This is a genomic window from Sphingopyxis soli (genome assembly GCF_018682675.1).
Lineage (GTDB): Bacteria > Pseudomonadota > Alphaproteobacteria > Sphingomonadales > Sphingomonadaceae > Sphingopyxis > Sphingopyxis soli.
In genome coordinates this window covers 39,411-61,263 of sequence record NZ_JAFMTR010000033.1, presented here as the reverse complement: position 1 = coordinate 61,263, position 21,853 = coordinate 39,411, and the positions used below count along the sequence as shown (strand labels likewise).

23 protein-coding genes and 1 tRNA gene are annotated in these 21,853 nt (G+C 64.2%); 13 read left to right on the top strand and 11 right to left on the bottom strand.

Features of this window, described 5'->3' with window-relative positions:
* Window position 1: 1 nt before the first annotated feature.
* Genes J1N50_RS04270 through J1N50_RS04260 form a run of 3 tightly spaced genes read left to right on the top strand, consistent with a single transcriptional unit; the run spans window position 2 to window position 1,868 of the window.
* Window positions 2–355: an energy transducer TonB gene (locus J1N50_RS04270; RefSeq protein WP_215350516.1), complete on the top strand. Its 354-nt coding sequence runs from the start codon at window positions 2–4 to the stop codon at window positions 353–355.
* Window positions 352–1,203 carry an N-carbamoylputrescine amidase gene (gene aguB, locus J1N50_RS04265; protein ID WP_215350515.1) on the top strand — a complete coding sequence of 284 codons (852 nt, stop codon included), beginning with the start codon at window positions 352–354 and terminating at the stop codon, window positions 1,201–1,203. The genes J1N50_RS04270 and aguB overlap by 4 nt, the downstream gene beginning before the upstream one ends.
* Window positions 1,204–1,223: 20 nt before the next feature.
* Complete coding sequence (locus J1N50_RS04260) at window positions 1,224–1,868, top strand: FABP family protein (protein ID WP_215350514.1); 645 nt, start codon at window positions 1,224–1,226, stop codon at window positions 1,866–1,868.
* A gap of 3 nt (window positions 1,869–1,871) precedes the next feature.
* Here the strand turns inward: J1N50_RS04260 and J1N50_RS04255 are convergent, their stop codons facing one another.
* The 6 genes from J1N50_RS04255 to J1N50_RS04230 form a co-directional block, all read right to left on the bottom strand.
* Window positions 1,872–2,492: a PilZ domain-containing protein gene (locus tag J1N50_RS04255; RefSeq protein WP_215350513.1), complete on the bottom strand. Its 621-nt coding sequence runs from the start codon at window positions 2,490–2,492 to the stop codon at window positions 1,872–1,874.
* Between the two features lie 290 nt (window positions 2,493–2,782).
* A complete protein-coding gene (locus J1N50_RS04250) occupies window positions 2,783–3,823 on the bottom strand; it encodes a rod shape-determining protein (RefSeq protein ID WP_281414803.1) in 1,041 nt (346 codons plus the stop codon).
* A gap of 213 nt (window positions 3,824–4,036) precedes the next feature.
* Window positions 4,037–4,121: transfer RNA gene (locus tag J1N50_RS04245), tRNA-Leu, on the bottom strand.
* A gap of 65 nt (window positions 4,122–4,186) precedes the next feature.
* A complete protein-coding gene (locus J1N50_RS04240) occupies window positions 4,187–5,641 on the bottom strand; it encodes a coniferyl aldehyde dehydrogenase (protein ID WP_215350511.1) in 1,455 nt (484 codons plus the stop codon).
* 148 nt (window positions 5,642–5,789) lie between these two features.
* Window positions 5,790–7,004, bottom strand: a complete 1,215-nt coding sequence (locus J1N50_RS04235; RefSeq protein ID WP_215350510.1) for a glycosyltransferase family 4 protein — start codon at window positions 7,002–7,004, stop codon at window positions 5,790–5,792.
* A gap of 35 nt (window positions 7,005–7,039) precedes the next feature.
* Window positions 7,040–7,759: an exosortase C-terminal domain/associated protein EpsI gene (locus tag J1N50_RS04230; RefSeq protein WP_215350509.1), complete on the bottom strand. Its 720-nt coding sequence runs from the start codon at window positions 7,757–7,759 to the stop codon at window positions 7,040–7,042.
* Window positions 7,760–8,160: 401 nt separating this feature from the next.
* On the opposite strand from J1N50_RS04230, the gene J1N50_RS04225 reads away from it, so the two are divergent.
* The 3 genes from J1N50_RS04225 to J1N50_RS04215 all read left to right on the top strand — a co-directional run bounded on the left by J1N50_RS04225 (window position 8,161) and on the right by J1N50_RS04215 (window position 10,508).
* Entirely contained in the window at window positions 8,161–9,348 is a 1,188-nt protein-coding gene (locus tag J1N50_RS04225; RefSeq protein ID WP_215350508.1) for an acetyl-CoA C-acyltransferase, read from the top strand.
* Window positions 9,349–9,538: 190 nt separating this feature from the next.
* A complete protein-coding gene (locus J1N50_RS04220; RefSeq protein WP_215350507.1) occupies window positions 9,539–10,003 on the top strand; it encodes a hypothetical protein in 465 nt (154 codons plus the stop codon).
* Window positions 10,004–10,112: 109 nt separating this feature from the next.
* Entirely contained in the window at window positions 10,113–10,508 is a 396-nt protein-coding gene (locus J1N50_RS04215) for a hypothetical protein (RefSeq protein ID WP_215350506.1), read from the top strand.
* A 34-nt stretch (window positions 10,509–10,542) separates the two neighbouring features.
* Here J1N50_RS04215 and J1N50_RS04210 read toward each other — a convergent pair whose 3' ends face one another.
* The gene (locus J1N50_RS04210) at window positions 10,543–11,001 is read right to left on the bottom strand and encodes an SH3 domain-containing protein (RefSeq protein ID WP_215350505.1); all 459 of its coding nucleotides are present in this window, start codon (window positions 10,999–11,001) and stop codon (window positions 10,543–10,545) included.
* A gap of 124 nt (window positions 11,002–11,125) precedes the next feature.
* On the opposite strand from J1N50_RS04210, the gene J1N50_RS04205 reads away from it, so the two are divergent.
* Complete coding sequence (locus J1N50_RS04205; protein WP_215350504.1) at window positions 11,126–12,124, top strand: 2-hydroxyacid dehydrogenase; 999 nt, start codon at window positions 11,126–11,128, stop codon at window positions 12,122–12,124.
* Between the two features lie 117 nt (window positions 12,125–12,241).
* On the opposite strand, the gene J1N50_RS04200 is transcribed toward J1N50_RS04205, so the two are convergent.
* The 4 genes from J1N50_RS04200 to J1N50_RS04185 form a co-directional block, all read right to left on the bottom strand.
* Window positions 12,242–12,544 carry a GIY-YIG nuclease family protein gene (locus J1N50_RS04200; RefSeq protein ID WP_215350503.1) on the bottom strand — a complete coding sequence of 101 codons (303 nt, stop codon included), beginning with the start codon at window positions 12,542–12,544 and terminating at the stop codon, window positions 12,242–12,244.
* Window positions 12,545–12,588: 44 nt separating this feature from the next.
* Window positions 12,589–13,992, bottom strand: coding sequence for an NAD(P)H-dependent flavin oxidoreductase (locus J1N50_RS04195; protein ID WP_215350502.1), 1,404 nt, complete (start codon window positions 13,990–13,992; stop codon window positions 12,589–12,591).
* A 100-nt stretch (window positions 13,993–14,092) separates the two neighbouring features.
* Window positions 14,093–15,238, bottom strand: coding sequence for a glycosyltransferase (locus J1N50_RS04190; RefSeq protein ID WP_343227839.1), 1,146 nt, complete (start codon window positions 15,236–15,238; stop codon window positions 14,093–14,095).
* Window positions 15,235–16,110: an alpha/beta fold hydrolase gene (locus J1N50_RS04185; protein WP_215350501.1), complete on the bottom strand. Its 876-nt coding sequence runs from the start codon at window positions 16,108–16,110 to the stop codon at window positions 15,235–15,237. Before J1N50_RS04185 ends, J1N50_RS04190 begins: the two co-directional genes overlap by 4 nt.
* A 163-nt stretch (window positions 16,111–16,273) precedes the next feature.
* Here J1N50_RS04185 and astD point away from each other — a divergent pair, with 163 nt between their 5' ends.
* The 6 genes from astD (at window position 16,274) to J1N50_RS04155 (ending at window position 21,814) form a co-directional block, all read left to right on the top strand.
* Window positions 16,274–17,719, top strand: a complete 1,446-nt coding sequence (gene astD / locus J1N50_RS04180; RefSeq protein ID WP_215350500.1) for a succinylglutamate-semialdehyde dehydrogenase — start codon at window positions 16,274–16,276, stop codon at window positions 17,717–17,719.
* 172 nt (window positions 17,720–17,891) lie between these two features.
* Complete coding sequence (gene cobA / locus J1N50_RS04175) at window positions 17,892–18,689, top strand: uroporphyrinogen-III C-methyltransferase (protein ID WP_215350499.1); 798 nt, start codon at window positions 17,892–17,894, stop codon at window positions 18,687–18,689.
* Window positions 18,686–18,982, top strand: coding sequence for a DUF2849 domain-containing protein (locus J1N50_RS04170; RefSeq protein WP_215350498.1), 297 nt, complete (start codon window positions 18,686–18,688; stop codon window positions 18,980–18,982). Before cobA ends, J1N50_RS04170 begins: the two co-directional genes overlap by 4 nt.
* Window position 18,983: 1 nt before the next feature.
* Window positions 18,984–20,615, top strand: coding sequence for a nitrite/sulfite reductase (locus tag J1N50_RS04165; RefSeq protein WP_215350497.1), 1,632 nt, complete (start codon window positions 18,984–18,986; stop codon window positions 20,613–20,615).
* A complete protein-coding gene (locus J1N50_RS04160) occupies window positions 20,608–21,021 on the top strand; it encodes a DUF934 domain-containing protein (protein WP_215350496.1) in 414 nt (137 codons plus the stop codon). The genes J1N50_RS04165 and J1N50_RS04160 overlap by 8 nt, the downstream gene beginning before the upstream one ends.
* Complete coding sequence (locus tag J1N50_RS04155; protein WP_215350495.1) at window positions 21,014–21,814, top strand: phosphoadenylyl-sulfate reductase; 801 nt, start codon at window positions 21,014–21,016, stop codon at window positions 21,812–21,814. The genes J1N50_RS04160 and J1N50_RS04155 overlap by 8 nt, the downstream gene beginning before the upstream one ends.
* Window positions 21,815–21,853: the final 39 nt, after the last annotated feature.

Genomic DNA, 21,853 nt, shown 5'->3' with positions numbered 1-21,853 from the left:
AATGTCACACAAATCGTTTGCAGTCCCAGCCCATTTTTTTGCCCTTGTCATCGCGTTGCCAGTGTACGGGCAAACGACAAACTGGGATTATCCAAGCGGCGCTCAAAAGGAACAGGTCGAAGGCGTCACAAGGGTCCGATTGCAGGTGGGGGCCGACGGCCTTCCCAAATCTTGCGAGATCGTGCAGTCAGCCGATCCCGAACTGGATGCCTCCGCTTGCAAACTGATGATGGAAAAGGGACGCTTTAAACCGCCATTGGATGATAAGGGGAAACCCAAGGCATTCCAGTTTGAACAGTCGATCCGTTGGAAGCTTCCTCCCCCGTCCGAGCCAGCCGAGCCCACAAAGCCATGACCCGCACCATCACCGTCGCCGCGCTGCAGCTTCCCTTGCCCGGTCCCGTTCAGCCCAATATCGAGGCCGTCACCGCGCTCGTCGAGGAAGCGGCGGTGAAAGGCGCGCAGGTGATCCTGCCGCCCGAACTCTTCGAAGGCCCCTATTTCTGCCAGGTCGAAGAGGAAGAACTCTTCGCGAATGCGCGCCCGACCGCCGAGCACCCGAGCGTCGTCGCGATGCAGGCGCTGGCGGCGAAGCTCAAGGTCGCGATCCCGACCAGCTTCTTCGAGAAGGACGGGCCGCATTATTACAACACGCTCGCGATGATCGGCCCCGACGGAGCGATCATGGGGACGTATCGCAAGAGCCACATTCCCGATGGCCCCGGCTATGAAGAGAAATATTATTTCCGCCCCGGCAATACGGGCTTCAAGGTCTGGGACCTGTTCGGGACGCGGATCGGCGTCGGCGTGTGCTGGGATCAATGGTATCCCGAATGCGCGCGCGCAATGGCGCTGATGGGCGCCGAACTGCTCTTCTACCCGACCGCGATCGGGTCCGAGCCCTATGACGCCGATCTCGACACCAGCCGCATGTGGCGCCGCGCGATGCAGGGGCACAGCGTGTCGAACTGCATGCCGGTGATCGCCGCCAATCGCATCGGGACCGAGGGCGATGCGACTTTCTATGGCCACAGTTTCATCACCGACGAATGGGGCGACCTGGCGCAGGCGTTCGGCGCAAGCGAAACCGGCGTGCTCGTCGAAACGATCGACCTCGACCGCGCCGCGAAGCACCGCGCCGGCATGGGCTTCTTCCGCGACCGCCGCCCGCAGCTTTACGGACGGCTGGTCGAGGACATCTGACCGATTGGAGAGGGGCGAGCATGGACATACCCGACGATATCTTCACCGAGCCCGAGGACGTCGATCCCGAAACGCTGAACAATCTCGGCCCGCTGCGCCGGCTGGCCGGCATATGGGAGGGCCAGCGCGGCGTCGACGTCAACCCGAAGGCCGACGGCCCCGAAACGCGCAAATATTACGAGCGGATCGAGATGCAGCCGATCGACCCGCAGGCGAACGGTCCGCAGCTTTTCTATGGCCTGCGCTATCATGTCCATATCAACACGCGCGAAGAGGACATCACCTTCCACGATCAGGTCGGCTATTGGCTCTATGAGGCCGCGACCGGCCTGATCCTGCAGACGCTGGCGATCCCGCGCGGCCAGATCGCGATCGCGGCGGGCCACGCCAAGCCCGGCGACCGGAAACTGGTGCTGAGGGCCGAGCGCGGCCAGACCGAATATGGCATCTGCTCGACCACCTTCCTCGACCTCGCCTTTCGCACCGACAGCTACCAGCTGACGGTCGATTTTCACGACGACGGATCGTGGAGCTATGTGTCCGACACGATGCTGATGGTGAAGGGCCGCGACGAGCCTTTCCTGCACCGCGACCACAACCGGCTGAGCAAGATCGGCGAGCCCGACCTCAATCCCTGGGCGAAGATCGTCAAAGGCGCGGCATAGCGCTCAGCCCTGGAAGCGGCGGATGCTCTCAAGGTCGGCGCGGTCGAGCGGCTGCGTCAGCCACAAGCCGCCGCGCGTCCCGCGCGCCCAGCGGACGATCGCCTTGCGGTGGATGCCGCTGGCGAGGACCAGGTCGACTTCCTTGCCGACCTCGAGCGCGCCGTTGTGGACGAAGCCGGCGCCGCTCTGCGACAGGTCGACGAGCTCGATGTCGCTCGTCCCCTCTTCGGTCGTGACCTTTGCCTGCGTGTGCACCGGCAGGCGCGGCTGGCGATAGCCGCTCGCGCGCTGTTCGGCGGCGAGCTGCTTCAGCACGTCGGCGACATCGACTTCCCGGTCGAATTCGACGCCGAGACGGCCGCCCTCCGCCCACACGACCTTGCCGCGGACGACGACGGCGTCCGACAGCGCGATTTCGAGCTTCTCGCCGACCGCAACCGGCACGTCGGCGGCAAGCATCATCCCGCGATCCGACATGTTGCGGACGCGCCACAACCCGACGTCGCCGTCGCGCGTCACCTTTGCGATGCGCCAGACGGTGCGATAGCGATCGCCGCCGCGGCGATCGGCATCCGCTCCGGCGACCGGCTGGGACGCGGTATTGGCAGCGATCGGTTTCTTCATGCCATCCTCATTCGGAATAGCGCCGGGCGAGCGGGAATAGGTCATCGTTATACTTCAGTACGCATGAATAACGCCACCCTATGCATAGCGAAAATCTTCTTGTTACTCAACGTCGCCGCTTCCCGCAGTTAACGGTTCATCAATGAGTTAACCTGAATCCACCGCCACATTGCCTGCCGAATATGAATAAAATTCCCAATTTGCGAAATTTAACGGCGCCAGAACGGCGGCATTAAGTGCAGAAATGGGTAGATGACGGTCGGGGTGGAGGCCCGCCTCGACGCGGCGGGTCAGGCGGCAGCCAGAGCGCCGTGAAAGGCGGCTTCTTCCATGGCCTGCCCGGCCCCCATCGCGACGCAGATCAGGGCGTCGGACGCGACCCGCACCGGCAGGCCCGTCCGCTTCGCAATCGCCTGGTCCATCCGGCCGAGCAGCGCGCCGCCGCCGGTCAGCGTGATCCCGTCGTCGATGATGTCGGCCGACAGTTCGGGCGCGGTCTCCTCGAGCGCCGCCATCACCGCCATCAGGATCTGGCCGACGGGCTCGGCGAGCGCTTCGGCGATTTCCGCCTCCGACACGGTGATTTCGGACGGACGGCCGCTGACCAGATCGCGACCCTTGACCGCCATCGCCATCCCCTCGCCCTCGGGCGGGAGCGCGCAACCGAGCAGCAGCTTGACGCGCTCGGCGGTCATTTCGCCGATCATCATATTATGCTTGCGGCGGATGTAGGAGGCGATCATGTCGTCCATCTTGTCGCCGCCGACGCGCACCGAATTGCAATAGGCGACCCCGCTCAGCGACAGCACCGCGACCTCGGTCGTCCCGCCGCCGATATCGACGACCATTGTCCCGCGCGGCTCGGTGACGGGCAAGCCGGCGCCGATCGCGGCGGCAAGCGGTTCGTCGATCAGCCGCACGCTCGCCGCGCCGGCATTGGTCGCGGCATCGCGGATGGCGCGGCGCTCGACGGCGGTCGAGGCCGACGGCACGCAGACGACGATGTGGCTGCGCGAGCGGAGCGGCCCGGCGACGCCGACCGCCTTTTCGATGAAATGCTTGAGCATCTGCTCGGCGATGTCGATGTCGGCGATCACGCCGTCGCGCAACGGACGCAGCGCCTGGATATTGGCGGGCGTCTTGCCCATCATCAGCTTGGCCTCGTCACCGACAACCTTGACGCGGCGGACGCCGTCGCGCGTTTCCAGCGCGATGACCGACGGTTCGTTGAGCACGATCCCGCGGTCGCGGGCGTAGATGACGGTATTCACGGTCCCGAGGTCGATGGCGATATCATGCGCGGCCGGTGAGAAGCGCCGGAACATATTCATAAGCGAGGCGACACCCTTGTTGCTGGGGCACGGAAAGCACCCGGAAAGGGCCGACCCGCCCCAAGGCCCCCGCCTCGAAGCTCACGCATGTTAGCTGGCCGTCATGGCGTCAATTGTTACAGGAGGCAGCGCGACCGATTCATAAGCCCGACCGTTTGCCAGACCGGACGAGCGGTTCGTCGCACGGCGAATGGAGGATTTGCGCGGCGGTTATGGTGCCCCTGGCCGGACTCGAACCAGCACTCCTTGCGGAACTCGATTTTGAGTCGAGCGCGTCTACCAATTTCACCACAGGGGCACAGCGTCGGCATGATGCCGAAAGCGCGGCGCTTCCCCTAGGGCGAAGCGCCGCCGCTTGCCAAGCTATTTCTTGAGTTCTTTCGCCAGCGTCTTCGCGGTCGCCTTGCCATAGGGCGGCTTGAAGCCCGCGAGCCCGGCGACATCGAGCTTGGGCTGGCGATAGACCGCGCGCGTGTGGCTGAAGGTACGGAACCCGTCGACCCCGTGGTAATTGCCCATCCCCGACGGCCCGACCCCGCCGAAGGGCAGATCCTCCATCGCATTGTGGAACAGCACGTCGTTGACCGTGACCCCGCCCGAGATCGTCCGCGTCAGCACGCGGTCCTCCTCGCTCTTGTCCTGCCCGAAATAATAGAGGCCGAGCGGACGGTCGTGCTCGTTGACATAGTCGATCGCGTCGTCGATCGTCTTGTAGGTCCTGACCGGCAGGATCGGGCCGAAGATTTCTTCCTGCATCACCTTCATCTCATCGGTCGCGCCCCGGACGATGTGGAGCGGCATCTTGTGGCCGTTGGCGCTCGCGAAATCTTCGTTCGCAGGGTTCACCTCGATCACCTCGGCACCCTTCTCGCGCGCGTCGGCGAGATAACCCTGCAAGCGGTCGTAATTCCGCCCGTTGACCACCGAGGTATAATCGTCGTTCGCGAGCAGGGTCGGATAGAGCGCGGTCGCACCCTTGACGACGCTGTCGATCACCTCGCCCTCCTGATCCTCAGGCACGAGCAGATAGTCAGGCGCGAGGCAGATCTGCCCCGCGTTCATCATCTTGCCGAGCGCGACGCGCTGGCCGACGAGATCCTTGTTGGCACTGCGCCCGATGAAAGTCGGCGACTTGCCGCCGAGTTCGAGCGTCACCGGCACCAGATTGTCGGCGGCGGCGCGCATGATGTGCCGCCCGACACCCGTCGCACCGGTGAAGATAAGATGGTCGAAGGCGAGCTTCGAGAAAGCGATGCCGACCTCGGCATCACCGGTGAACACCGCCATTTCGCTCTCGTCGAAATAATCGGGGACGAGCCGCGCCATCAGGCCTGAGACATTCTCGGTAAACTCGCTCGGCTTGATCATCGCGCGGTTGCCCGCGGCAAGGATGCCCGCCATCGGCACGAACACCATGCCGACCGGGAAGTTCCACGGCGCGACGACGCCGACGACGCCCTTCGGCTGATAAATCACCTCGGCCTTCGCGCCGAGCAGGCCGAGCGGGAAAGTCGGCTTGCGCTTCTCACCCTTCGACCAGGCAGCGAGATGCTTCTTCGCATGCTTGAGCGCGCTGACCGAGGGCATGATGTCGGTCATCAGCGTCTGCTCGCGGCTGCGATGGCCGAAATCCTCGCTCACCGCCTTGGCGAAATCCTCGGCATGATCGACCAGCATCGCAATCGCGCGGTCGAGCCGGTCAGTCCGTACGGCAAGGCTTTCTGGCATGGCGGCCGTAAAGCTCGCCTTCTGCGCCGCGAGCACCTCGTGCATACGCTGCGTTTCGCCGGCAATATCCTGTTTGATCGCGGTGGCCATGACCCGTCTCCCCTATGATTTGCGGGCGCTGTTTGATCATGTCGCGAAGCGGGTTGCAAGTTGAAACCAACCAATGGCTTCGTCGATCAATCGGGCGACGGAAGCCGCAATCCGCCCCCATGAGCGGCCGCACTAAAGACGCGGCATCTCACCGAACGTCGGAATTTTCCGCCAGTATCGTCCTGTATATTTCCGTCCAGCGACCCAGAAGATCGCTCCAATCAAATCCTTCGGCCTTCGCTTTCGCGTAGCAATTTTGGGAAAGGCGCTCTGCCAGGTTGCTCGATGAGGACAATCGATCCATTGCCTCGGCAACCCCCGATATGATGTGTTCCTCGCTAACCGGGTCGACAAGCACACCCGTGTTTTCGTCAATCAACAGCGCGGGTCCGCCCCAATTGACCGCAATCACGGGCAAACCGATCGACATAGCCTCCTGGACAACAATTCCGTTTGCTTCGGAAAGCGACGGCAGGACGAACGCGCGCCCGCGACGCATGACCTGCAAAAGCGGCGCGCCCGCCGGAACCCATCCGTGAAAAATCACGCGATCCTTGATCCCCAGTTCGGCCACGAGCTGCTCCAGCCGATCGCGCTCCACGCCGTCTCCGACAACATGCAGCACCGCATTCCGGGCCCGAGCGACCGCACGAATGGCGAGATCGCACCCCTTTAAGCTGATAAGCCTTCCGACAAACACGAATTCATTGTTGGCTTCCGAATGGGTCAAGCGCGGGCTCGACGAAAATTCCTCGCTCACACCGGAATCGAGCGTTTCGATCATCCGTTCTTCGCGGCAGCCGCCGAGTTTCAGGGCGTCGACCGTCCTGCCGCCCCCCGCCACGAGAAGGGCGGCCGCCCGCTTCTTGCCCTGGAATGCCATCCCGGCCAGGCGCTGAAAAACCGGTAATATCCGCCCAGCCAGCCGCCTGTGCCATTCTTCGCGAAAGGCAAGGCCCGGAGGATAATGGATATTGCCGTTCAAAGGCCCGATAACAACCTTCGGACCATTCATCGCGAAATAGGGCAAAGTCGTCGAAATGGGCGAAGTGAAATGGACAAGATCACATCCTTCGCTGTTCGCCAGTTCTTGCGCCTTCTTGTGGAGCAGCCACGAACCCCAAGCCCCCAAAATCCAGTTGAGACGCAACTTGAACAATATTATCTGAATAAAATCATCTTCGACATAGAAGAATTTCAGATCAGAAAATTCACTTTCACTCAATTCCTTCCTCACCCTTGCATGGGTGAGCTGAATGGAGTCCAATCCAATCTTATTTATTTCCTTTATTATATTCCATGACTTTATAGCTTCTCCGCCCATTTTCCTGGAAACATTCGGAGAAACCAAAAGTATTTTCATAGAAAACTCTCTCAATTGAATTTTTCAATTATAGACTACTTACCGAAAAAAATTCTATGTAGATCGTTCGGTATATGGGCACTCATAATATTCGCAAAATCAACCAAGGCCTTCTCGGCAAAATTTTCATCATGATGGATGAGAGACAGCCGCACCAGGACCCCATCAGGAAGCTCTCCTGACAAGCTTTCCATCGCCATATCGATCCGTTGATCAATCCACCTGACCGGAAATTCGCTCCCCACGCGCATCCAGTATAGGATCATTTCCTTTTCAGGCTTGCGATCGGCCACGAGAAATCGGCACGGAACATCCACATTCCCGATCCGATGATCGCGTATTTCATTTTTCAATATGGGATATCCGGATACCGGATAACACACCTCCGGCCGGTGTACCTGTATATCTCCCTTTTGAATGCTACTATATGCGACAAGAAACATTATACTATAATCAACGGATGGATATTGATATATTCTGGTTTGAAGATTCTCGTATAGCTTCTTGCTCAACTCATCTTCGGGAGGCAAAATCAATTCGGAACTCAAGCGAGATTTCCAAGGCCCGACCTGGCTAGGGATGAGGCCGTTGAATTTTTCTTCCGAGTAAATTGCGCGGCCGCGCACGGGATTCATTATCGCCGATAATGCCGCGCCAAGGGCCAAAACACCCCCCACGGCCATGGTGCGCCGGTCAATGACCCGCGGCGCGGCAGCCGCACCCTCTGCATCGAAGCCTGCACCTTCATGGGACATGCCAAACTCGCTCCACCTGGGCTAAATTAAGGCCACCGCGTCGACCATGTCAGGATCGACGGCGGCGGCCCGAACCGCGCGATCATCATATGCTTTGCAAACATATTATTAGGACGCGACACTGCCCAACCGGCAGGAACTCGTCAAACTAATAGTCAAACCGACGCCGGGCAAACTCGACCATGGCACGACCCGGACCCGGTTGCCCGGGGAATCGTGCCAGGCGCATTCCCACCGCTTGGGAAGCCGCATAAACAATATAGATATTACAATATTTTGCGAAATTAACGGCCGACAGACCGGACGCAAACCGGCAATGGAACGCCCCCGCCCCTTTTATCGCCGCAGCAAAGGCGCTAAACGCGCCGCCGACGTATCTTTCCCCTACGGAGTCTCTTGTCATGACCGCCACCGATCCCGTCGTCTTTCTCTCCTATGCCCGCACCCCGATGGGCGGCATGCAGGGTGCGCTTTCGGACGCGAGCGCAACCGATCTCGGCGCAACCGCGGTCAAGGCGGCGGTCGAGCGCGCGGGCGTTGCGGGTGACGATGTCGAGCGCATCTATATGGGCTGCGTGCTTCCAGCGGGCCTCGGCCAGGCGCCGGCGCGGCAGGCCGCGATCAAGGCGGGCCTGCCCAAATCGGTGCAGGCGACGACCGTGAACAAGGTTTGCGGCTCGGGCATGCAGACCGTGATCATGGGCGCCGAAGCGCTCGCCGCGGGGAGCGTCGACCTGATCGTCGCGGGCGGCATGGAATCGATGACCAACGCGCCCTATTTGCTGAAAAAGCACCGCTCGGGCGCGCGCATCGGCCATGACACCGCCTATGACCATATGTTCCTCGACGGGCTGGAAGACGCCTATGAGGCCGGCCGCGCGATGGGCACCTTCGCGCAGGATACTGCCGACGCCTACCAACTCAGCCGTCAGGCGCAGGACGATTACACGCTGGAATCGCTGAGCCGCGCCAAGGCCGCGATCGCCGACGGCGCCTTCGTCGCCGAAATCGCACCGGTGACCATCGCGGGTCGCAAGGGCGACGTGATCGTCGACACCGACGAAGCGCCGGGCAAGGCAATGCCCGACAAGATCCCGACGCTGAAGCCCGCCTTCGCGAAGGACGGCACGATCACCGCCGCGACCAGCAGTTCGATCTCGGACGGCGCCGCCGCGGTGGTGCTGACGCGCCAGTCGGTCGCCAACGCCAAGGGCGCGAAGCCGGTCGCGCGCCTCGTCGCGCACGCCGCGCACGCGCAGGAACCCAAGGATTTCACCGTCGCCCCCGTCGGCGCGATCAACAAGCTGCTCGCCAAGGCCGGCTGGTCGATCGGCGACGTCGACCTGTTCGAGGTCAACGAAGCCTTTGCCTGCGTCGCGATGTTCGCGATGCACGACCTCGGCATCCCGCACGAGAAGATCAACGTCCACGGCGGCGCGACTGCGCTCGGCCACCCGATCGGCGCCAGCGGGACGCGCATCATCACGACGCTGATCGCCGCGCTCCAGCGCCACGGCAAGACGCGCGGCATCGCCAGCCTCTGCATCGGCGGCGGCGAAGCGACGGCAGTGGCGGTCGAGCTGGTCTGATCCGCTTTCGACGAAAGTTCCGGGGCGCCGTCGCAAGACGGCGCCATTTCGTCGTTTAGGGCGCGACAAATTGCGACACTAATGACCTGAAAATAAACGCGGCATTCCGGTTCGGTTCAAACCGGCGCGCCTATTCCATGCTTGTCATCGGGCAGATCCCCTCCCCCTGACGATGCAAAGGAATGGCACAATGAAGAGCAAAATTCTCACCGCCGGCCTGATCGCCGCGATGATGGTTCCGGCGATGGCGCAGGCCCAGACGAGCGAACTCCGTCGCGACCGTCAGGACATCCGCAAGGAACAGCGCGACCTCAATCACGCGAAGCGCTATGGCGACCGCCACGACGTGCGCGACGCCCGCAGCGACCTGCGCGACGCGAAAAAGGAATATCGCGAGGACAAGCGCGACTGGCGCCGCGACGCGCGCTACCAGAATTACCGGGCGCCGTTCCGCTATCAGCCGTTCCGCGTCGGGCAGGTGCTGCGTCCCACCTATTACGCCCCGGCCTATCGCCCCGCATGGGACAGCCGTTGGGGCGTGCCGCGGGCGGGCGCGGGCCTGACCTATGTCCGCCACTACGACGATCTGCTGCTGGTCAACGTGCGAACCGGCAAGGTGGTCAAGGTCTATCGCAACGAGTTCCGCTGGCGCTAAACGAGGGCGGATCGGAATGGGTCGGGCGGGAAATCGTCCGGCCCTTTTCGCATTTGCTTGCCGCGCCGATCGGCGTAGCTTCGCCCCACCTTCGATGGGGAGAGGTCCGATGAAGAAAATCGTCCTGCTGGCGGCGCTGTCGATGCTCGCCGCCTGTTCGCAAAAGACTGAAGAGAAAAAGGAAACGCCGGCCGAACCGGTCGCCGAGGCGGCACCGGCACCGGCGGCCGAATCGGGAACGGCGCCGGGCACCTACGACGTCAAGATGGCCGATGGCACGATGGGCACCACAACGATCAACGCCGACGGCACCTATGTCGACACCGACGCGAAAGGCAAGCAGGTGAAGGGGCTTTACGCCACCCACGACGGCAAGGATTGCTTCGATCCCGAGGGTGACGAGGCGGGCATGTGCTGGGCGGTGTCGAAACCCGCCGCCGACGGCAGCTTCACCGCCACCGCCGACGACGGCACGGTCGTGACGGTGACCCCGAAGAAGAAATGACCGGGCGCGCCCGACGTCTGCCGCAGGGGCGCGATCAGTCGCCCCAGATATGGTCGGTCTGGATCCAGCCCTTGCGGCCACCGACGTTGAACAGGCACCAACCGTTCTTGCAGTCGGTGATCCGGCCGACGACGCCCGGCTGCGCGCGAAAGGCGACCGCGGCCGACGTATCGGGCTCGTCGCGCATCGGACGGACCTCGCCGGTGACGATCGCGGTGCGCGTGCGGCTCAGCAGCCGCGCCGCCATCCAGCCCTGTGTGCCGTCGGGATCCTCGATCTTGCGCCAGGTCTCGTGCCGCGCGATCACCTTTACCGGCAGATCCTTGCGGCGATATTCCCACGTCACGGGTACGTCGGGCGACGGCCCCTTGCGCATTCGCGCTTCGTCGACGCTGATCGACGCCCAATAGGGCAATTCGACGTCGGATTGCGCGGCGGCGGGCCCCACGGCGGCAAGCAGCATCAGGCTGGTCAGGATCTGGCGGCTGGTCATGTCCCTGCCTTGTCAAACTCGTGCCGGCATTTCAACCGCTCGCCGCGCAAAAGGATGCGTTCATCCCCGGCCTTTTCGTGCCGTCCCTCTTGACCCCCGTGCCGCGGCGGCTCTATCCGCGGCCATGCCCGATTCATCCCGCCCGAAGCGCCCGCGCGTCATCGTCACCCGCCAGCTGATGCCGCATGTCGAGGCGCGCATGGCCGAACTGTTCGACGCGCAGCTTTCGGCGCACGATCACGCCTTCACCAAGGACGAATTGAAAGCCGCGGTCGCGGACTGCGACGTGCTGGTGCCGACGGTGACCGACGAGATCGACGCCGAAGTGATCGGCGCGGCCGGCGAGCGGCTGAAACTGATCGCCAATTTCGGCGCCGGCGTCGACCATATCGACCTCGCCGCCGCGCGCGCGAAGGGCATCATGGTCTCGAACACGCCGGGCGTGTTCACCGAGGACACGGCCGACATGACGATGGCGCTGATCCTCAGCGTTCCCCGCCGCCTTGCCGAGGGCGAGAAACTGATGCGGTCGGGCAAATGGGCCGGCTGGGCGCCCAGCGCGATGCTGGGGCACCGCGTGGGCGGCAAGCTGCTCGGCATCATCGGCATGGGGCGCATCGGCTTGGCGGTCGCGCGCCGCGCCCGCGCCTTTGGCCTCTCGATCCATTATCACAACCGCCGCCGCCTTCCCGAAGCGATCGAGGAGGAATTGGGCGCCAGCTATCACGCCAGTGTCGACACGCTGCTGCGCATCAGCGACGTGGTGACGATCCATTGCCCGCATACGTCCGAAACGCACGAGCTGGTGAATGCCGCGCGGATCGGCGCGATGAAGCCGACCGCGTACCTGATCAACACCGCGCGCGGCGAAATCGTCGACGAAAAGGCGCTTATCGCAGCGCTGAAGACCGGCCGCATCGCGGGCGCGGGGCTCGATGTCTATACGCACGAGCCCGCGGTCGATCCCGAACTGCTGGCGCTCGACAATGTCGTGCTGCTGCCGCACCTCGGCTCCGCGACGATCGAGGGCCGCGAAGCGTCGGGCGAAAAGGTCATCGCCAACATCCGCGCCTGGTGCGACGGCCACCGCCCGGCCGATCAGGTGCTGGAGGGATGGGCCTGAGCCCAGCCTCGCGGGGCGGCGCAAGACCGCTCTGGATTGCTTCGCCGCTACGCTCCTCGCAATGACGAAATTTTGCAACTTGCCGTCATTGCGAGCGTAGCGAAGCAATCCAGAGCGTCACTCGCTGCCGTCGATGATCTGAGACCACAAATCCTGCCAAAGCGGATTTTCGGCTTCGATCAGAACAAGCTTCTTTGCTCGACTACCCGCCTTGATCTGCTTCTCGCGCGCGATGGCGGCTTCCATCGTCGCGTGCATTTCGAACCAAACGAGCAACTTGCAGTCGTAGCGTTCGGAAAAGCCACCCGAACCTTCGCGATGCTGCCATACCCGCTGCACCAATTGCGACGTGACGCCGGTATACAGCGTGCCGTTGCGCTTGTTTGCCATGATGTAAACCGCCGGATGACGTTCGCGCATGGCCGCTCTGGATTGCTTCGCTTCGCTCGCAATGACGGGGGAGATCAATCCCCCGTCAAAATCCGGTCGACCAGCTGCTTCACCGTCGGGGTGAAATTGTTCGAGTAGAAGGGGTCGGTCTTGAAGTTGAACGCCGCGTGGCCCGCGAACATCAGATTCTGTTCGACGTCGCCGCCATGCGCGATGTCCTGCAGCGTCTTCTGGATGCAGAAACTGCGCGGATCGGCGAGGTAGCCGGTCGAATAATCGTCATGGTCCTTCCACGCCGAAAAGCCGCAGTGCGAAAGGCAACCCATGCAGTCGGCCTGGTCCTTCCGGATCACGCCCTTGTCGGTGTCGGTGACGAAGACAACGGTGTTGTCGGGGGTCTTGAGCGCTTCGGTATAGCCCTCTGCAACCCAGTCGCGCGCGCGGTCGCGGTCGTGCGGGGTGACCCAGAAATTCTTGCCCTTCACCCCGACGTCGAGCTGGACCACATGGTCGCCCGCTTCCTGTTTCGAATAGGGAATCTGGCGTTCCGAGCGCGCTTCGAGGTCGCGGAGAAACGGATTGCGCACCGCGCTCGAATAAAAACCGGTCGGCGAGAAGCGGTGGAGCAGCACGTCGCCCTCGTCGAGCGTGCGCAGGCGGTCCTTCCACTCCTGCGGGATCGGGCTTTCCTCGGTGAGCAGCGGGCGCGTGCCGTACTGGAAGACGATCTGGCCGAGTTCGGGATTGTCGATCCAATGCTCCCAGTCGCGCAAATACCAGACGCCGCCGGCCATCACGATCGGTACGTCATCCGAAATCCCTTCGGCGCGCATCGTGTCGCGTAGCGCCTTGACCCGCGGATAGGGATCCTCGGGCTTGCGCGGATCCTCGGCATTCGACAGGCCGTTGTGGCCGCCGGCAAGCCACGGATCCTCGTACACCACGGCCGCCATCAGGTCGGCGACCTTGTGATAGGCGCGTTTCCACAGCGCGCGAAACGCGCGCGCGGACGAGATGATCGGCAGGTAATTCACATTGTGCTTCGCCGCGATCTCGCTGAGCTTGTACGGCATCCCCGCGCCGCAGGTCACGCCGGTCACGAGACCCCTGGTCCTTTCGAGCACGCCTTCGAGCACCTGCTGCGCACCGCCCATTTCCCAGAGCACGTTGATGTTGATCGCGCCCTTGCCGCTCGCGATATCATAGGCGCGCCGCACCTGTTCGACCGCGCCGTCGATCGCATATTGGATCAGTTCCTGGTGACGCTCCTTGCGCGTCGCAGCGTGATAGATTTGCGGAATGACATTGCCGTCGGCGTCATAGCTGTCGGCATTGACCGCCGAAACGGTACCGATCCCGCCCGCGGCCGCCCAGGCGCCGCTCGACATATGGTTGGTCGCCGACACGCCCTTGCCACCCTCGACGAGCGGCCATACTTCACGGCCGCCGTAAAGGATGGGCTTCAAACCTTTGAACACACTAAACCTCTTTCTCTCCGCCCGGCCTTCGTCGCGCCGGAACCCCCGTTTACCGCTTCCGTAAGCGGAAGCCGGCCATGAAAGTCAATGGGGGCGCCCGCTATTCCCCGGAGAACAGGCTGCGCCCCTTGAGCGCGCGACCATAGAGATTTTCATAGGCCGCGACCATGATTGATTCGTCGAAGCGAGCCGACGCGACATCGCGGTTGGCATGGCCAATGCGCGCGCGGAGCACCGCGTCTTCGGCCAATGTTGCCAAGGCCTTGCGGAAGGCGGCCTCGTCGGCGGCGACGAAGGGGAAATTCTGCCCCGACACCATGGCCGCGACATCGCCCACGTCGGGGCTGACAACCGGAAGGCCCGCCGCCATCGCCTCGATCACCGCGATCGGCGCCTGCTCGCTCTGCGACGACAGCGCGAGCAGATCGAAATGGCCGATCCAGCGTGCCGGCTCGGCCATGAAACCCGGCATGACCAGCCGGTCGGAGATACCGGCTGCTGCCGCCTCGGCAGCGATCGCCGCACGTTCGGGCCCTTCGCCGACGATCACCAGCCGGACTTTCGCTGGCAGCGTGGCGACGGCGCGGACCAGCCGCGGCAGATCCTTGACCTTGCGCAGCCCGGCGACCGTACCGATCACCACGTCGCCCTCCCGCCGCTCGAACCCCGGGATCGGCACGTCGGGACCGCGGGCGTAGGCAGCAACGTCGATCCCGTTGCGAACGAGCAGTACACGGCGGCGCTTGCGCCATTCGTCGGCGGCGATCCGTTCGAGCTGCATCGACGGCACAACCAGCGCCTCGGTCGTCGGCAGCGCGGCATAGCGGAACCAGTTGCGCTTCCAGTTGCGACGGAGGCTCTCATCCTCGTTGAAGCCGTCCTCGTGGTGGATCATCGGCGGCAGGTGCAGGAAGGGCGAAAATATCCGGTGCGCCATCACTCCGTCCATCGCGCCCCAATTATAGCTGAGGACCAGATCGAAGCGCCGCATGTAGCGCGCAAGTGCGCGATAGCGCGACAGCCCGGGCTTGCCGTGCAGCGGCGGTGCATCGGCGGGAAAACGCACGTCGATGCCGGGGTCAATCGCTGCGCGTGCGTCCAGCGCGTCGGGCATCGCGGACAGGACGACATGACGCGCACGCCGCCCCATCAGGTTCATCAGGCGGACGGCGCGCGCCTCCTTCCCGCCCAGCGAAAAGCTGGAATGGAGGTGCAGTATCCGCACGGGGGCGCGGGTGTCCGTCACGCGGCCGGCAGGTCCGACATCCACATATCGATCGCGGCGCGCGCTTCGCCTTCGTCCATCGTCGGGGCGTGGCCGACGTCCGGCACCTCGACAAGCCGCGCTTTGGCCAAGGCATCCGCCATCTTGCGGGCCGCTCCGGCCGACACGATGTCCGACAGCGCCCCGCGCAGGATCAGGACCGGAACGTCGCCGAGCGCCTGATAGGCCGGCCACAGGTCGACCCCGGCATCGTCTCCGTTCGGTACGCGCAGCGGCGCGGCGATCTGTTTGTCGTAATCGGTGACGATCCGGCCCTCCTGCGTCAGCCGGTGGGTGCGCTTGGTGATGCGCAGCCAGTCGTGGATGTCATAGGCGGGATAGATGGCGGCGTTGAGCTCGCCATAGGCGCGCGCCGCGTGGATCCACGTCGGCTGGCTGCCGCCGGCGCCGATATAGTCGCGGATACGGTCGAGCCCCGCCTTCTCGAGCTCGGGCCCGACGTCGTTGAGGACCGCCCCGACGATCCGTCCCGGCTGGGTCGCCGCCAGCAGCATCGAAACGAGCCCGCCGAGCGACGTGCCGACGGTCGCGAACCGCTCGATGGCCAGCTCGTCGAGCAGCGCGACCACATCCTGCACATAGGTGAGCGGGACGTAGGTCATCGGATCCTTGGCATAGGCGCTCTCGCCGCGACCGCGGAATTCGGCGACGATCACCCGCCGTTTTGCCGCCATGTGCGGGGCGAGCGCCTCGAAATCGCGGGCGTTGCGCGCGAGACCCGGCATACAGAGGATCGGCGGGGCGGCCTCGCTGCCCTTCGGCCCCGCATAGATGCGCGCGTGCAGGCGGACGCCGTCGTGCGACCACCAATAATGGTCGTCCCAGTCGCGCATGATATCCTGCCTTGCCGAAATCGCGCGTCCCCTTCTCGTCGCCGCAACCATCGCCCCTTGCGCGTCTATCGCCGCCCAGCGCGCCCGGCGCAAGCCATCCGTCGCATCGGCGCAGCGAGCCCGGTTGCCGCCATCCGCTTTCACCGATAAGAGGCGGGGGACCATGAGCGACACGCTGCTTTCCTTCGAACCCGCGACCGGCAACGAACTGTGGCGCGGGGCGGCGAGCGATGTCGACCGGGAAGTCGCGATCGCGCGCGCCGCCTGGCCCGCATGGGCGTCGAAGGCGGTGACGTTCCGCTCCGAAGCGCTCCGCCGCTTTGCCGACCGGGTGAAGGCCGAGGGCGAAGTTCTGGCCGACCTGATCGCCCGCGAGACCGGCAAGCCGCTGTGGGAGGCGCGGACAGAAGTCGAATCGGTCGCGAACAAGGTCGATATTTCGATCAAGGCCTATGCCGAACGCACGCCCAACCGCCGCATCGAAGGAGCGATGGGGCTGCGCAACGCGGTGCGTCACAAGCCGCACGGCGCGCTTGCCGTCCTCGGCCCCTATAATTTCCCCGCGCACCTGCCGAACGGCCATATCGTCCCCGCGCTGCTCGCGGGCAATTCGGTGCTGTTCAAGCCCTCCGAAAAGACGCCCGCGGTTGGCGCGAAACTCGTCGAGCTGTTCCACAGCGCGGGCGTCCCCGAAGAGGTGCTGCGCCTCGTCATCGGCGGCCCCGATACCGGCAAGGCGCTTGCGGGCCACGACGGGCTCGACGGGCTGCTGTTCACGGGGTCTGCGCGCACCGGCGTCGCGCTCAGCCGCCAGTTCGCCGACAAGCCGGGCAAGATACTCGCGCTTGAAATGGGCGGCAACAATCCGATCGTGGTGTGGGACACCGCCGATATCGCGACCGCCGCCATATTGGTGGTGCAATCGGCTTTCCTCAGCGCGGGGCAGCGTTGCAGCAACGCGCGCCGCCTGATCGTCAAGGAAAGCATGGCAGAGCCGCTCCTCGAAGCGGTCAAGACGCTGTCGAACCGGCTGATCGTCGACCATCCGCACGCCGACCCAGCGCCCTATATGGGGCCGGTGATCGACAATGAGGCGGCCGACCATCTCACCGAAAGCTTCCTGATCCTGATGTCGAACGGCGGCCAGGTGGTCCGTCACATGGCGCGTCCGGTCGAGGGGCGCCCCTTCCTCACCCCCGGGATCATCGATGTGACCGCGATGCCCGAACGGCCCGACGTCGAGCATTTCGGCCCGCTGCTTCAAGTGGTCCGCGTCGGGAGCTTCGAGGCCGCGATCGCCGAGGCAAACAATACCAGCTTCGGCCTGTCGGCGTCGCTGATCGGCGGCACGCCCCAGCTCTACGACCAGTTCTGGGCCAATGCGCGCGCCGGCGTCATCAATTGGAACCGCCCGACCAATGGTGCCTCGTCGGCCGCGCCCTTCGGCGGCATCGGCCTGTCGGGCAACCACCGCCCGAGCGCCTTCTACGCCGCCGACTATTGCGCCTATCCGGTCGCCAGCGCCGAAAGCGACACAATGCGGGCGTCGATCGGTGTGGGTTTGCGCGATCCCGAAGGGTCGGGGCTGATCCGCAAGAGCTACTCCTGATCCATTTTCGTCATGCCGGAATTGATCCGGCGTCGATTCCAGCGGTGAAGCCGTGCACCCGGGATCAAGTCCGGGACGACGATCGCGGTTGAATGACGGCGCAATTTTACCTTCACCAGCGCCAATAAAGCCTGCTTTGCTATTCGCGGCACGCTGGACCACCTATCATGCCATGGAAAAGTCTCTCCCTTCTGCGGGCAAGCTCTGGCTCGTCGGCGCCGGTCCCGGCGATCCCGACCTGCTGACCTTGCGCGCCGCCCGGCTGCTGGCAAGCGCCGACCTTGTCGTCCACGACGGGCTGGTCGGCGACGGCGTACTCGCGCTGATCCCGCCGCACGTCGAACGGATCAGCGTCGCCAAGCAGCGCAGCCGCCATACGATGAAGCAGGAGTTGATCAACGAATTGCTCGTGCGTGAAACGCTCGCGGGCAAGCAGGTCGTGCGCCTGAAGGGGGGCGATCCGTTCATTTTCGGGCGCGGCGGCGAAGAACTCGACGCGGCGCGCGACGCGGGTGTTGCGGTCGAGGTCGTCCCCGGCATCACCGCCGCAGCAGGCTGCGCCGCGCAGGCGGGACTCCCCCTCACCCACCGCGAGGATGCGAGCGCGGTCAGCTTCGTCGCGGGCCAGTGCAAGGATCTGACCGATCAGGACTGGTCGGGGCTCGCGGGGCATGGCCGCACGCTGGTCATCTACATGGGCCTCGCGACCGCCAATGCGATCGCCGACAAGCTGATCGCGGATGGTGTCTCGCCCGATCTGCCCGTCGCGGTGGTCGAGCGCGGGACCACGGCCGAAGCGCGCGTCCTTCGCACGTTGCTGACCGACCTCGGCGACCTTGTCGCGCGCGAACGGGTCGCCAGTCCGGCGCTGATCATCGTCGGCCGGGTTGCGGCGCGCGCAGACGCGCTCGATTGCCTCGGCGCGCCGGGCGTCGCCAAAAACCTGGAAAATATTGGGGATTTCACATGAAATTGCTCACGGGCAATGACCTGAAAACAGGATTTGTCACCTGGTGGACCGGAAGCGACTGGTCGATCCATATCGAGGATGCCGTCGATGTCGGCGAGCATGGCGAGGCGATCCTCGCGGTCGAGGAAGCCGCGCGCCGCGTCAACGCGCCCTATATCATCAGCGGCGAAATGACCCCCGACGGCCCGCGCCCCGCGCATATCAAGGACCGCATCCGCGCGCTTGGCCCGACGGTGCGCCCCGACCTGACGTTGAAACCCGCCGATCCCGCGGCCGGCGACTGGGTGATCTGACATGTATAAATATGACGAATATGACCATGCGATGGTCGCCGCCCGCGTTGCCGAATTTTCGGATCAGGTGCGCCGCCGCCTCGCCGGCGAAATCACCGAGGACCAGTTCAAACCTCTGCGCCTGATGAACGGTCTCTACCTCCAGCTCCACGCCTATATGCTGCGCGTCGCAGTGCCCTATGGCACGCTCGACAGCCGCCAGATGCGGATGCTGGCGCATATCGCGCGCAAATATGACCGCGACTACGGCCATTTCACCACGCGCCAGAACATCCAGTATAACTGGATCAAACTCGAGGATGCGCCCGCGATCCTCGAGGACTTGGCGTCGGTCGAAATGCATGCGATCCAGACGAGCGGCAACTGCATCCGCAACATCAGCTCGGACCAATGGGCCGGCGCCGCCGCCGACGAGATCACCGATCCGCGCCCCTGGGCCGAACTGCTGCGCCAATGGTCGAGCTTCCACCCCGAATTCAGCTATCTGCCGCGCAAGTTCAAGATCGCCGTAATCGCCGCCGACGAGGATCGCGCGGCGATGCGCCTGCACGACATCGGCATCCAGATCGTCGAGAAGGACGGCGTCCATGGCGCCGCTTTCTACGTTGGCGGCGGCATGGGCCGCACCCCGATGATCGCACCGCTGATCAAGGATTTCGTGCCGCTCGAGGATATGCTGAGCTATGCCGAAGCGTGCCTGCGCGTGTACAACCGCTACGGCCGCCGCGACAATATCTACAAGGCGCGGATCAAGATCCTGATCCACGAGCTTGGCGCCGACGAATATCGCCGCCAGGTCGAGGAAGAGTTCGCGCATGTGAAGTCGCTGGGCATCGACCCGCCGAAGGCCGAGTTCGACCGCATCGCGAAGCAATTCGCGCCGCCCGCGCTCGACGCCTCGGCCCCCGACGCGATCGACCGCAGCGATCCCGACTTCGCTGTCTGGGTCGATCAGAATGTCGCCGCGCACAAGGTACCCGGCCATGCGATCGTCAACATCAGCCTGAAGCCCATTGGCGGCATCCCCGGTGACGCCAGCTCGGCCCAGATCGACCTGATGGCGGATCTTGCCGAGCGGTACAGCCACGACGAACTCCGCGTCACCCATGCGCAGAACATCGTCCTGCCGCACGTCCGCAAGGCCGACCTTTACGCGATCTGGCAGGCGCTCGACGCGGCGGGGCTCGCGACGCCGAACCTCGACCTGATCAGCGACATCATCGCCTGCCCCGGGCTCGATTATTGCAGCCTCGCCAATGCGCGCTCGATCCCGGTCGCGCAGAAGATCGCGGCGCGCTTCTCGGACCTTGGCCGCCAGAAGGAGCTTGGCGAGCTGAAACTCAAGATTTCAGGCTGCATCAACGCCTGCGGGCACCACCATGCCGGCCACATCGGCATCCTGGGGGTCGATCGCAAAGGCACCGAGAATTACCAGCTTTTGCTCGGCGGGTCGGGGGCGGAGGATGTGTCGCTCGGCACGATCACCGGCCCCGGCTTCGACGAGGACGGCATCGTCGACGCGATCGAGCGCGTGACCGACAGATATCTCGCAGAACGGTCCGAGGGCGAGCGCTTCGTCGACACCTTCCGCCGCGTCGGCATGGCTCCCTTCAAGGAGGCGATCTATGGTTGAGCATCTGCAAACGGGCGGCGAGGAGCCCTGCGTCACGCTCGACGCCTTCCTCGAACAGTCGAACGCCACCGCGGTGCGGCTCGAGCCCGACGAGGACGCGCGCGCGCTGATCCCCTTTCTCGACCGGCTCGCGCTGATCGAGGTCGCCTTTCCGAAATTCCGCGACGGCCGCGGCTATTCGTCGGCGCGCATCCTGCGCGAAGCGGGCTACACCGGCGAACTGCGCGCGCAGGGCGACGTGCTCGTCGACCAGATCGCCTATATGAAGCGCTGCGGCTTCGACAGCTTTGCGCCCGAAAAACCGATCAATCCGGCCGATGTCGAAGCGGCGCTGACCCGCTGGCCCGCGCATTATCAGGGCGCCGCCGACGGCGCGGTGCCGATATGGAAATTGAGGCATGGCTGACGTGAAAGTCTCTCCCCCCGAGGCCGCCGACCGCACCCGCGACCGGATCGACGTTGCGCCGCGCTTTACGCAGGCCGACGTCATTCGCCTCAACAACCTCTTCCGCGGCCAGGACGCGGCCGAGGTGGTGGCGAGCGTGATCGGCGCAGGGCTGCTCGGCGAAACCGCGATCGTCTCCAGCTTCGGCGCCGAAAGCGCGGTGCTGCTGCATCTGGTGAGCCGCGTCGCGCCCGACATGCCGGTGCTCTTCCTCGACACCGGCAAGCATTTTCCCGAGACGCTGGCCTATCGCGACGAGCTGGCGACGAAGCTGGGCCTCAACATCGTCAACCTGACGCCCGATGCCGACGAGCTGGCGAAGAAGGACGCGACCGAGCTGCGCTGGTCGTACGACCCCGATGGCTGCTGCGAAATCCGCAAGGTGAGGCCGCTCGAAAGGGCACTCGCCGACTTCGACACCTCGATCACCGGCCGCAAGGGCTTCCAGTCCTCGACGCGCACCGGCCTGCCGCGCTTCGAGCTCGACGGCAACACCGGCCGGCTGAAGTTCAACCCGCTCGCCAACTGGAGCCGCGACGACCTCGACGCCTATTTCGAGGCGCACGACCTGCCGCGCCATCCGCTCGAGGCCGAAGGCTATCCGTCGATCGGCTGCTCGCCGTGCACATCGAAGGTCCAGCCGGGCGAAGACCCGCGCTCGGGCCGCTGGCGCGGCTGGGACAAGACCGAATGCGGTATCCACACCGCAGTCACCCCGATCGACGACGATCCCGCGAACGATCCGGCGTTTTAGAAACAATCCGTCATCCCAGCTTTCGCTGGGATGACGTGT